Here is a 12176-nt window from a genome sequence, read left to right on the forward strand (position 1 = left end):
CCACCCAAACCGCTCATCCCAGCGAATCTCCGGCGACACGCAAGTGGCCGGCTACCACGAACCGCCCCTCTGCTTTCGCGGCCGCCCAACCTACGGTGCCGCGCAGAAGCGCAGGATCGTGACGGCTGCGGCTGAGCCGTAGGCACGACTCGCGGCCTTCGGACGAGCGGAAGGGAAATTGGAGCGGTGCATCACCGTGATGTTGTCGGCGACCGTCACGGTTTCATCGGAACAGGTCACTACGCAGTTGCCACCGGCCTTGGCTGTCAGATCGACCACGACGGCACCGGACGGCAACGCTTCCAGTGCCGAGTGGTCCAGCAGCAACGGCGCGGGGGTACCACGGTGCCCAGCCGCACAGATCACGAGATTGGGCTGGACGGCGGCGATGTGCTCGACGATCTCCTCGGGGGCCGGATCAAGCAGGAATTCCTGGGCACCGTGTGCGTATGCGTCGTCCTTCTGTTCGGTGCGTCGGCCCACAGCGGTCGGCGGCACGTCGTCGTACGCGTCCGCGGCGTCCATGGCGGCCAGCCCTGCCTGGCCGCAGCCGAGTACCAGGGCGCGGACCGGTCGATCCGGATACGCTGCCAGCAACCGCTCACGGCCTTCCCGGTAGGCGATGCCACCCGCGATCCTGCTCATGGCCGACAACGGATCTGGTTGCGCTGTTTCGGAATCCGGCTGAATACGCTCGAAGGACAGCGATTCCACGCCGCGCTCGCGCAAGGTACGAATTCGGCGCTCTCGGCGCACTGGATCCTGAAATCCCAGCAACAGGTGGCCCCGCCGCAGCGGCATCAGTTCCAGGTCATAGGCAGGCGGTTTCACCCAGACCACCAGGTCGGCGGCCGCGAAGACCAACTCCGGGCCTTCGACCAACGAGGCACCCGCCACCTCGTAGGCCGCATCGGTGAAGTCGGCCCGCCACCCCGCTCCCCGCTGCACTACGACCTGCAGTCCGCTGCGAACCAGTTGCTCGACATCATCGGGTGCCAACGCCACCCGCAGCTCGTGAACGGCCGTCTCACGCAACACACCGACTGCCCTAACCCGGCCGGAACGGGCGGGAATTCGCCGCTCCAGCAGCACACCCGGGTAGGTGAGGCCCCCGTCGATAAGCTCGAGCAGGCGTTCTATCCGGTCGAAGAGTTCGTCCAGCAGGCCGGGATCGTCCTCACCGGTGCCGCGCCGGGGCGTGCTGACATTGAGCCGCACACCCATCCGCCCTGACCCGGTGCGATCCAGCGCGACGCAGTCGACTCCAGCCGCCATGAGGAGCAGATCCTCCAGATCGGAGCTGGAGTGCACGCCGGCCGCCGCCATGATCGACTCATCGAATTCGAGGGTGACGAACATGCCGTCGCGGCTGCCGAGCCGTCGCACCAGCGGGCGTCCGAACCGAGCGTCGATTCCGGCTACCATCCGGTCAGCCGAATCCACCTGCTCCCGCAACAGTTTCCGGTTGTGTACGAGGTAGTCGGCGGGGGTGGCCTCGAGCGTGGCGCGGGCCAGGTGCGTGGTCTCGCGCTGGAACGACACTCGCAGGCGGGCACGGATCTCGTCGAGCCATCCCCGGTCACCGGAGCAGGCCGCCCCGATCTTGCACGGACCGAACGCGTTGTACGCCTTGGAATTTCCCGTGATCGATAGGACCCGGTCATAGAGCCGGACGGGTCCGTCGGCGGTGACAACGGTGATCGCGCCGATCGGCGTATGCCCCTCCACCAGCAGGTCGAAAGACATATCGCAGATGACGGGGACGGCCGCGTCGACCAAGACCCGTCCGATCTCGACCAATTCCTCGACCGTGTAATCCGCGACCACGGGGTTGCCGGGCAGGGTGAGCAGGACACCGCACAGATCCCCCTGACGCGCATGCTCTTCCAGCGTGTGGGCGAGGGCTTGCGGGTCGATACGGAATCCAGCGTCAGGAGTTACCGCACAGGTCACCAGTCGCAGCCCGAACTTGGTGATATGACCCGCAACGCTTTTGTAGTAGCCCTCGGGGCATACGAGTACGCCTCCGGGCCGCGCCAGTGTCGCGATCGCCTCCTCCAGCAGCACCGTGCTCGAGTACGGACAAACCACCACATCCTCGGGGTCGACTCGGACCGAAGGCATTCCTGCCACCGGTACCGACAACCGCTGGAACAGCCGTTCCGCCGCCAGCTTCCGAAGGATCATCGGCTGCCGCTTGTTGTAGAGCGACACATCCCGGAACTCATCCGAGCTGGGCCCACCGGCGGCCGAATTATGCCCGGCGATGACCTGCGCCCACGCGGAATTCAGTGCTATGGCGGCGCTTTGCGCCATCGGAAGTCCGGTCTCACCGTGATAAGCGTCGATGATGCCGCGATGGACTCGCCCCTCCCGGCCGGGAAACCGACTGACCGGAGAGAGGAAGGCGCGCGCGACCTTCTTGCGCTCGTCGGACCGATCCGCGATCTCGACCGGACTCGGCGTGCCGGCGGGTTCGTTCACCCCCGGTCACCTTCGACGGGCAACTCCTTGTCGTTCCACGCAGCCTCGAGTGCCGCCCAGAACCGTGTCCGGCAGTCGCCGTGGTCCAGACGCTCGAACCGGGTCAGTCCCACCCGTTCGATGAGATCGTTGACCACCAGTGCCATTTGGGAGTCCTTGAGTTCATAGAGCTGGTCGAATTTGCGGTGTGCGGTCTGCACATCGTGCCGCAGCGAGGAGAACCGGCTGGAGTCCCGCTCACGTCGACGGAAATCGTAGTCACCGGTCAGGACGTAGGCGTCGTCGACGATGAGCATGCTCTGCGCGTTCGGAGCGAATGCGCGGTTGATCAGGATGGTTTCGACATCGGCCTTGACCTGCTGCCAGAGCTTTGTCTCATAGGGCACCACATTCTTGATGTCATCAAGAATGTAGACACGTTGCAGGGACACACCGGAGCGGGCCTTCCCGAGAATCGCGCGGTGGTACTCGTCGCCGACATCACCGCCGATCGCACCCAGGTCGGCCGTGTGAATGGCGTGGATGCTCCGCTCCGCCCTACCGAGGACGGTGAGCCAGTCGCTGATCGTATTCCACTCTCGCACAACGACACTGCCCGATGGAATCTGGGTCAGCACCTCCTCGGCCCGGTCGAGTTGCCGCTCCGCGATCTCCCGCAACGGCAGGAGCACCTCGTCGGTGTCGTCCAGCGCGGCAAGGCTCTGTGCGATCGCGAGGGCCCGGGTGGCGATGTCCGGCTTCTGGTTCAACAGGATGTCGAAGCGGATGCGCATGTCACTGAGAGCGGCCTCGGCGTCGGTCTCGCCACCGTCTCCGGGCAGGCGTTCACCCAGCGCCGCACTCAGCTTCTCGCGCTGCGCGCGCGGAGGGGTGCGGGTGCCGTTCTCGATCTGCTGTATCAAGCTGCGCGAGCAGCCGACCCGTTGGGCCAGCGTCTCCTGTGTGAGGTTACGTTGTCGGCGGAGCCGCTTGACCACTGCGCCGATAGGCTCGCCGTCCGAGGCCGAGCGAGACATGTTCGTCTCCCATCATGTTCTGCATTGCCCAGACGTGTCATGCGTAGCCCATCCTAAGCACGATGTGTCATTTTCGCTATGACAGAACTTGCAGGAGTCGCCGGATTCCTTTACAGGTCAGGCTAAGCGGACAAACAGACCAAAGAAGACGGTGGAGCCGTCAATCAAATTCGCCTTACCCGCAGCATCTTCACCTTTTACGGATGCCGAAGTGCTTGCAAGATGCGATATTTCAGATATCTGTAGTGCGTTTTGCTTATTTCTAAGCATGATTCGCCCTATTCCTACCGATCATGAGCAATTCTTCTGCCTATGTGCCATCACGATGCTGAACTATCCTTGGTGCTACAACCACTCTTCGAGGAGGTGCCCGACCCAATGGCCCTCGAATTCATGCCATGGACGATCCGCTCCGACAAGTCACCCGAGATCGCCTTCCGCACAACTCTTTCCATGGACAGCTGGATGCTCACCTGGCTGCCCGACCGGATGCTCACCCTGGAGCAGGCCGCTATCGGGATGGGGCTCGACGAGGTGTTGAGTGATCCGGCGCCCGCGGATGCCGAGGATGCCCTCGAAGTGGCCGAGATGCGGGCGGCACAGCTCGGGCTCACCCTGCGCGAAGTCGTTGTGCTGCTGTGGGTTCGATCCGCCGAGCGGGACCGCAAGCCCGAACCGGCCGGAAATGCCTGCACGGCAGCCCCGCTGGGTCGTAGGCACGGCGGCGCTCGCCGATAAGAGAAGGCCTCCCGCTCCTGCGGGCGGGGGATGGTGGTGGTGACGGCCGGAGGGGAGCCGTCACCACTCATTCGAACCGGTTGGTACCACCGCTGGGTCGGCGAGGACCGCTCGGCGGGCGAAACCGAGGGCGCCCAACAGGATTCCGTCTGTGCCGAGGGTGGCGGGGGTGATGCGGAGGCCGAGGCGGGGGGCGAGGGCTCGGCGGCCGGAGAGGCGGGCGTCGATGGTGGGGGCCAGCCAGGGGAACCAGTCGTAGAGGAGGCCGCCGAGGACTACCTCGTCGGTGTCGAGGAGGGCGGTGATGGAGAGGATGGCGGCGCTGAGGGCTTGGGCGGCGGTGTCGAGGGCGGTGAGGGCCACCGGGTCGGCGCAGTTGAGGAGCGTGAGGAGTTCGGATTGGGCGGCTTGTAAGCCCTTGTGGTGCAGTAGTTCTGTGAGGCCCGCGGCTTCGAAGACGGCCTCGGGGGCGGCGTAGCAGGCAAGGCAGCCGCGGGCGCCGCAGACGCAGTCGGGGCCGTCCATGGCGACGGGGATGTGGCCGGGCTCGCCGGCGATGCCGTGACTGCCGGTGTGGATGCGGCCGTCGATCACCACGCCGCCGCCGATGCCGGTACCGGCTTCGATGAGGACTAGGCCGCGTGAGTTGCGTTGCAGGGCATGGAATTCCGCCAGTGCGGCGGCATTGGCGTCGTTGACGACGTCGACGGTGACGGCCGGGCCGGGTAGGCGGGCGGCGACCAGGTCGCGGAGGCGGACCTCCGTCATCCAGCCGAAATCCGGTGCGACCACGACGGTTTGGGCCGCGTCATCGAGTACAGGGCCAGCCATGGCGATCGCGACACGGGCGAGGACCGCGGGCGGATCGGAAGACCGGTCGGTGTCCGTCCGTTCGGCGAGGTTCGCCGCTATGCGCGTGATCACGGCGGCGATGGCATCGGCCATGGCCGCGGGTGTCCCGGGGGCCAGATCGTGCGGCACGGTCTCGCGTTGGACGACGGTGCCCGCGAGATCGGCGACGGCGACCCGCAGATGTTCGGAGGTGATCTGGACGGCGGCCACGGCGGCGCGGCGCGGCTCCAGGCGCAGGGGGCGGCCGGGGCGGCCGCGGGTGCCGGAGCGCAGGGCGTCGTCCTCGCGCAGCAGGCCGCGGTCGGTGAGGTCGGCGACCAATGCGGTGACCGAGCCGTGGGCCAGCCCGGTGGCGGCGGCCACTTCGGTGCGGGCGCAGGGGCCGTGGTCTGCGATGTGACGCAGGACCAGGCCGAGATTGCGGCGGCGGATGGCGGCCGAGTCGGTGGGCGGGGGTGCGGGGTCCACGGGGTTGAGATTATGGTGTCGAGTAATTATTTCAAGCATTGACTTAAATGTTGGATCTGAGGTTGGCATGGCGGCGGAACAGTTCGGGCGGCGGACCCTGCTCCTGGGAGCGGGGGTGCTGGCCCTGACCGCGGCGTGTTCGAGCGGGAAATCCGGGTCGGACAAACACGGTGCGGAAACGGTGACCACCGGGTCGGGGCCGGTGCGGGGCGAGCGCCGCGATACCGGCGTCGCGTTCCTGGGCATTCCGTTCGCGCAGCCGCCGGTGGGCGATCTGCGGTTCGCCGCGCCCAAGCCGCCGGTGCCGTGGGTGGAAACCCGCGACTGCACCCGCTACGGCCCGACCGCGCAGATCAAACAGCTCGCGGAGGTCACCGCCATCCCCGAGCCGTCCATCCCGGGCGACGACATCCTGACCGTGAACGTCTTCACCCCGAACCCGGACAAGACCGCGAAACTGCCTGTGCTGGTGTGGATTCACGGCGGCGGCTTCGTAGCGGGCAGCCCGGCCAGCCCGTGGTACGACGGCGCGAGCTTCAATCGCGACGGCGTGGTGCTGGTGTCGGTGGGCTACCGGCTCGGCATCCAGGGCTTCCTGCACCTCGACGGCGCGCCGGACAATCGCGGCGTATTGGACTGGATCGCGGCCCTGACCTGGGTGCGCGACAATATCTCCGGCTTCGGCGGGGACCCGGCCAAGGTGACGATCGCGGGCCAGTCGGCCGGCGGCGGCGCGGTCTGGGCGCTGATGAACACCCCCTCGGCGAAGGGTCTCTTCCGCGCGGGCATCTCGGAGTCCGGTGCGGTCACCCAGCCCAACGATCGGGCCACCGCGCTGACCATGTCGCAGCTGTTCACCAAGCGCACCGGCGTACCCGCGACCGCCGCCGCACTGCGCGACGTGAGCAAGACGCAACTGCAGGACATGGAGGACAAGCTGCGCGCCCCCGGCCCGGACAGCACGGCCGCCACCCTGCTGGGTCTGGCCCCGTGGGCGGACGGCACGCTCATCCCGGTCACCAGCGCCGACGTCTTGAAATCCGGTGCGGACCAAGATATTCCGCTGATGATCGGCTTCACCGCACAGGAATTCAACGCCGCATCGCTGAGCGGTGCGCAGCCGGAGGTCACCGACGCGACCCTCCCGGTCGCGCTGGGCGCGCTCGGATTCGCACCGTCGACCGCCGCTGGATTCCGGAGCGCCTATCCGAATCAGACCGCGAATCAGCTTGCGGGACAGGCACAGAGCGACGCGGTCATCCGCATGCCGTCCTTCCGGGTCGCGGAGATGCGGGCCGGGCGCGATCAGCCGACCTGGCTCTACGAGTTCACCTGGGCCTCGAATGCCCCCAAGTTCCAAGGCATGTCGTTCCATTGCCTGGATGTCCCGTTCGCCTTCGATTGCCTGCGCGCGCAGGGCGTGACCGCGATCGCGGGCGACAACCCGCCGCAGGTGCTGGCCGATGCTGTCCACCGGGCGTGGGTGGCGTTCGTGAGCAACGGAGACCCGGGCACGGCCTGGCCCCGCTACACTCTCGACCGGCGCGAGACCATGATCTGGTCGGATGCACCGCACGTCCAGTCCGATCCGTTCGCCGCACAGCGCCCGATCTGGCTGAGTTGAACCACGGAGCTACCGTGTAGCTATAGACCTCGAGTCGGATGGGTGGTTGGCTCATGCAGTTTGCGCAGCGCTGGATTGCACCGGCGGCGGTGCTCGTGGCCTGCGGACTGCCCGCCGCCCCGGCCGCGCAGGCCGATCCAGGGGACACCGTCGCCGCGCTCGGCGGCGGTTCCGGCCTGGTCCTGGGCCGATCCACCAAGTGCAGCCTGACGACCATCGGCTACGACGCTGCCGGACGACTGGTCGGCTTCACCGCCGGGCACTGTGCCGAGGCCGGGACACCGGTGCGCGGGGAACAGTTCCCGGATGCCGGGGTGGTCGGCGTGGTCCGCGACTCGGACGCCGAACTCGATTACGCCGTCATCGAATTCGATCCGAGCGTGGTGACCCCGTTGCGGACGGTCAACGGCGGCACCATCGCCGGAATGGCCTCCGCCCCGCCCGCCTGGAGTGTGGTCTGCCAGAACGGCCGGACCAGCGGAACGGGGTGCGGCGTGGTGTGGGCCTCGAGCCCTGTCGGCTTCATGGAGCAGGCGTGTTCGAGCTATGGCGACTCCGGCGCACCGGTCACCGCCGGTGACCAATTGGTCGGCATGGTGTCCGCGCCGCTCTTCACCGACACCCGCGCGCTCCGCTTCAGCTGCACCGACCCGGGCAACCCGATCCACTCCCCCGTCATCGCCGTCGCGTTCGACACCGTCCGCTTCGCCGTCGACGCGGGCAAGGGCGTCGGCAGCGGCTTCCGGCCGATCTGACCCAGCCGGCCGATCTAATCCAGCCGGCCGATCTAATCCACCAGGGCGTCGAGCGCGCGGTCGACATCCTCCTCGGTGTTGTAGAGGTGGCACGCCAGCCGCAGCCGACCCGCCCGCATGGCGCCGACGATGCGGGCCGCCCGCACCCGATCCAGCGCCGCCTCCGACACTTCGAGCGACACCACCGGCGAATTGCCCTCGGGCAGGCCCAATCCCTTGCGCAGCCGATTGGCCAGCGCCAGATCGTGGCGGTGAATGGTCTCGACGCCGACCTCTTCGATGAGCTGCAGGCTGCGCCGCTGCCCGATCCAGGCGGGCCACACCGGCCCGACATCGAAGCGCCGCGCGTCCGACGCCAGGCGCAGCGGACCGTCGTAGCAGGTCTCCCACGGGTTGTACCCGGCGTACCAGCCCGCGGCGAGCGGACTCAGATCATCCAGTGCCGCAGGCGTTCCGGCCAGGAAGGCGGTGCCCTTGGGGCCGAGCAGCCACTTGTAGCCGACGCTCACGATCCAGTCGGCGCCGGTGTCGTGCACGGGCAGCCAGCCGATCGCCTGGCTCACGTCGAACAGCACGCGCGCGCCGTGCGCCCGCGCGGCGGCCATGGTCGCGGCGACATCCAAGACTGCACCGTCGGCCGACTGCACGACGGCGGCGGCGACCACATCGATGCCGGGCCCGATGGCGGCGGGCAGCTCGGCCAGCGGCACCACCCGCACGTTCAGGTCGGTGCGGACCAGGAAAGGCCAGAGCACGGAATTGAATTCGTGCTCCGGTACCAGCACGCCCGCGCCCGGCGGCAGGCTCTGCGCCACCAGCCCGACCAGCTGCGACACCTGCGATCCGACCGCCACCTGCGACGCCTCGAACCCGGTGAGCCGCCCGAACGCGGCCCGGCATTCGTCGATGATCGGGTCCACGCCCGGAATGTCGAACTCACCGCGCATGCGCTGTTCCTCGGCCGCGGTCACCGCCGCCACCACGGATTTCGGCAGCAGCCCGTAGCTCGCCGCATTCAGATAGGTGGTGGCGGGCGCGAATTCGTCGCGCACGAGGGAGGCGAAGGCGGGCGGAGTCGTGGTCATCACTCCATCCTGCGACCGGCCCCGTCAGCGGGAAAGGGCCAGCCGCACGATTACTGGCTTGATCACGGCTCCCGGCCGGCGGGCTCGGAGGAGATGGCGTTGATCAAACCGTCGTCGGTGAACTCGACCGCGAGCCGATGCCCCTCCGGCAGGTGGCCGATCATCGCGTTCGGTCCGATCTGCATCCGGCTGGGACCGTAGTTGGTCAGCAGGCCCTCCACGATGAGCCGCGGGTCCGCGGCGGGAAAGACTTCGGCGGCCGTCATGATCAAACGCGGCATCCGCAGCGGCTCGTACTCGTCGGCGGGCAACCGTGGATCATCCACGTGCAGGTAGGTGACGCCCGCGCCGTCGTTGATCCCCACGGCCTTCACACCGTTGCCGCCCAGCAGGGTGGCCGCCGCGATCACCATGGTGGCCGCCGCCTGCTTGGGGTTCGGGAAGTTCGACAGGTCCAGTCGCCCGGCCATCAGCTCCGGAATCCCGTTGCGCGCACCGTATTTCCGGATTTCAGCGGTCCGCTCGAGAGCCGGGAGGCTGTGATCGAGGTGCGGGTTGGCCCAGGACCACAGCCAGCTCCGGTCGAGATTGGAGAAGCTGCCCAGCACGGTGAGGCCGCCGTAGCCGGTGTCCCCGGCCGTGAGCGTGCGTGTTTTGAGGTCGTAGTGCAGGTAGTCGTCGCCCAACGCGTCGTTGAGGAGGTCCTGGCGGTGGATGGCGGCGGCCGCGCCCCAGCCGCCGAGAGCGTCGAACTCGAAGCTGAAAGTGCCTGGCCCGTCGGCGAATTCCGACCAGTACCGCGCTTGCGCGGGGCTGCCGTTGCGTCCGTGATGCTCGGCCAGCGCGGCGGCGGCCTTGGGGTGCCCCAGGCCGGCGGCACGCCGCCAGGCGGTCAGCATGCCCTCGCGATCGCCTTGGTCGCCACGCACGAAACCGAGATTGAAAGCCGCCCCGGCATTTCCGAGATCCGCCGCACGGGTGTACCAGAGTGCGGCGGCCTCCAGATCACCGCGCCCGCCGTCGTCGAGGATGCGCCCGATATTGAACGCGGCCTTGTCCATTCCGGCCGTCCACGCCCGTTCGTAGAGTTCCAGGGCCTCGTCCCGGGCGCCGCGGTTCTCCAGAATGGTGGCCAGATTGAGCAGGCAGCTGGCGCCGCCGACGGAGACACCGCGCCGGTACCAGCCTTCGGCGGCCGTCAGATCGCCGCGCGCCTCGTCGAGGTAGCCGACCTCGAAAAGGCAGGCGGGATCATTCGATTCGGCACCCCGCTGCCACCAGCCGATGGCCTCGTCACGATTGCCGCGCTGCAGTTCGATATCCGCCAGGTCACCCGCGGCCGCCGCGTGCCCGGCGTCGAACGCGCTGCCCAGCAGCTGTTCCGCGGCTTCGACCCGGCCCGCGCGCGCCGCCGCGAGCCCCTTCTCCCGGAGTCGAATCGACTCGACCGGATAGCTCATGGGTGCTCCCCTCCCGTGAATGACCCGACCGTACACGACGGCACGGCCGGGTTCACGGGTCCGGAAATGATCAGGCGGAACGGGTTTCGGCGGCGGCCGGGGCGGCCGCCCGGGTGCTCCGGCGGAAGCGCAGGACGCCGTCCTCGAGCGGGGCCTTGCGCAGCATGGCGCGATCACGGAAGTAGTTGTTGATGACGAGCCAGGGGCCGCGGGTGCCCTGGCGGGGCATGACGCCGTCGCCGCGCTGGATGTAGCCGGAGGTCAGCGCGCCGCCCATGAGCGATGCCTCGGAGCGGTCGCCCTCCTCGGGCACCGCGACGACCTCGGTGAAACCGTTGTCGCGCATGTGGTTCAGCAGGCGGCAGAAGTATTCGGCGGCCAGGTCCGCCTTCAGCGTCCAGGAGGCGTTGGTGTAGCCGAGGATCACCATCATGTTCGGCACCGTGCCGAGCAGCGCGCCCTTGTAGGCGACCAGGTCTCGGGTCGCGAGGGCTGCGCCGTCCACCTCGAGCTCCGCGCCGCCGAGCATCTGCACGCTCAAACCCGTTGCGCTGACGATGATGTCGGCCTCGATCTCCTCGCCCGAGGACACCCGGATGCCCTTCTCGGTGAAGGTCTCGATGGTGTCGGTGACGATGGACGCCTCACCCTTGCGCAGCACCTTGAACAGGTCGCCGTTGGGGACCACGCACAGGCGCTGATCCCACGGGTTGTAGCTCGGGGTGAAGTGCTTCATGTCGATATCGGGTCCGACCAGTGCGCGCACCGCGGCCAGCATGAGCTTGGCCGACAGCTTCGGATTGGTGCGCGAGAGCTGGTAGCTGGCTCGCTGCAGCGCGATATTGCGCGCCCGGCCCGCCTTGTAGGCAAGGGCGGCAGGCACTTTCGCGAACTTGAGGCCGACCGCGACCGGGTCGTCGGCGGGCAGCGCGGCGATGTAGGTGGGCGAACGCTGCAGCATGGTGACGTGCGCGGCATCGGTGCTCATGGCCGGGATGAGCGTGATGGCCGTGGCGCCACTACCGATCACGACGACCTTCTTGCCGCGGTAGTCGAGATCCTCGGGCCAGAACTGCGGGTGCACGATCTGCCCGCGGAAGTTCTCCTCGCCGGGGAATTCCGGCCGGTAGCCCTGGTCGTAGTTGTAGTAGCCGGTGCAGCCGACGAAGAAGTCGCTGGTGTAGGTCTCGGTCTGGCCGGTGCGCTCGTCGAGCACCTCGACGGTCCAGATGCCCTGCTCGCTGGACCAGGCGGCCTTGGTCACCTTGCGGCCGAAGCGGATGTGATCGGTGACGCCGTATTCGCGCGCGGTGTCCTCGATGTACTGCCGGATGTGGGGTCCGTCGGCGAGCACCTTGGTGCCGTGCCAGGGCCGGAAGCCGAAGCCGAAGGTGTACATGTCGGAGTCGGACCGGATGCCCGGGTACTTGAACAGGTCCCAGGTGCCGCCGATGGCTTCCCGGCGTTCCAGGATCAGGTAGCTGCGCCCGGTCTTCTCCCTGGTCAGGTGGCAGGCCATGCCGATACCGGACAGGCCCGCGCCGATGATCAGTACGTCGACATGCCGCGTCATCGAGGTTCTCGCTTCTGGTCGCGCCCGGACACCGGCGTCCGGGCGCACCGAGTATTACATGTGATTTCTAGTAACGTCTACTAGCCAACTCTCGGGACTCTCAGGGGCTTCGCCCCCGAAC

General features: G+C 67.8%; 9 protein-coding genes. 3 read left to right on the plus strand and 6 right to left on the minus strand.

Annotation, left to right across the window (positions count from 1 at the left end):
• Positions 1 to 90: 90 nt before the first annotated feature.
• Positions 91 to 2484, minus strand: a complete 2394-nt coding sequence (locus ACFXHA_RS18110) for an aminotransferase class I/II-fold pyridoxal phosphate-dependent enzyme (protein ID WP_379357992.1) — start codon at positions 2482 to 2484, stop codon at positions 91 to 93.
• Complete coding sequence (locus ACFXHA_RS18115; protein ID WP_379357994.1) at positions 2481 to 3500, minus strand: multiprotein-bridging factor 1 family protein; 1020 nt, start codon at positions 3498 to 3500, stop codon at positions 2481 to 2483. The genes ACFXHA_RS18110 and ACFXHA_RS18115 overlap by 4 nt, the downstream gene beginning before the upstream one ends.
• A gap of 366 nt (positions 3501 to 3866) precedes the next feature.
• Between ACFXHA_RS18115 and ACFXHA_RS18120 the strand changes: the two genes are divergently transcribed.
• Positions 3867 to 4238 (plus strand): hypothetical protein, encoded by a 372-nt coding sequence (locus ACFXHA_RS18120; protein WP_379357996.1) that lies wholly within the window; start codon positions 3867 to 3869, stop codon positions 4236 to 4238.
• 60 nt (positions 4239 to 4298) lie between these two features.
• Here the strand turns inward: ACFXHA_RS18120 and ACFXHA_RS18125 are convergent, their stop codons facing one another.
• Entirely contained in the window at positions 4299 to 5558 is a 1260-nt protein-coding gene (locus ACFXHA_RS18125; RefSeq protein ID WP_379357998.1) for an ROK family protein, read from the minus strand.
• A gap of 67 nt (positions 5559 to 5625) precedes the next feature.
• Here ACFXHA_RS18125 and ACFXHA_RS18130 point away from each other — a divergent pair, with 67 nt between their 5' ends.
• Together ACFXHA_RS18130 and ACFXHA_RS18135 are read left to right on the plus strand one after the other, a co-directional pair.
• Positions 5626 to 7182, plus strand: coding sequence for a carboxylesterase/lipase family protein (locus tag ACFXHA_RS18130; protein WP_379358000.1), 1557 nt, complete (start codon positions 5626 to 5628; stop codon positions 7180 to 7182).
• Positions 7183 to 7235: 53 nt separating this feature from the next.
• Entirely contained in the window at positions 7236 to 7937 is a 702-nt protein-coding gene (locus ACFXHA_RS18135; RefSeq protein WP_379358002.1) for a hypothetical protein, read from the plus strand.
• 32 nt (positions 7938 to 7969) lie between these two features.
• On the opposite strand, the gene ACFXHA_RS18140 is transcribed toward ACFXHA_RS18135, so the two are convergent.
• From ACFXHA_RS18140 to ACFXHA_RS18150, 3 genes are all read right to left on the minus strand, one after another.
• A complete protein-coding gene (locus ACFXHA_RS18140; RefSeq protein ID WP_379358004.1) occupies positions 7970 to 9022 on the minus strand; it encodes an aminotransferase class V-fold PLP-dependent enzyme in 1053 nt (350 codons plus the stop codon).
• 62 nt (positions 9023 to 9084) lie between these two features.
• Positions 9085 to 10482, minus strand: a complete 1398-nt coding sequence (locus tag ACFXHA_RS18145) for a tetratricopeptide repeat protein (RefSeq protein WP_379358006.1) — start codon at positions 10480 to 10482, stop codon at positions 9085 to 9087.
• A gap of 70 nt (positions 10483 to 10552) precedes the next feature.
• On the minus strand, positions 10553 to 12055 hold the full coding sequence (locus ACFXHA_RS18150) for a flavin-containing monooxygenase (protein WP_379358008.1): 1503 nt from the start codon (positions 12053 to 12055) through the stop codon (positions 10553 to 10555).
• Positions 12056 to 12176: the final 121 nt, after the last annotated feature.

This window comes from Nocardia sp. NPDC059240 (assembly GCF_042753865.1).
Lineage (GTDB): Bacteria > Actinomycetota > Actinomycetes > Mycobacteriales > Mycobacteriaceae > Nocardia.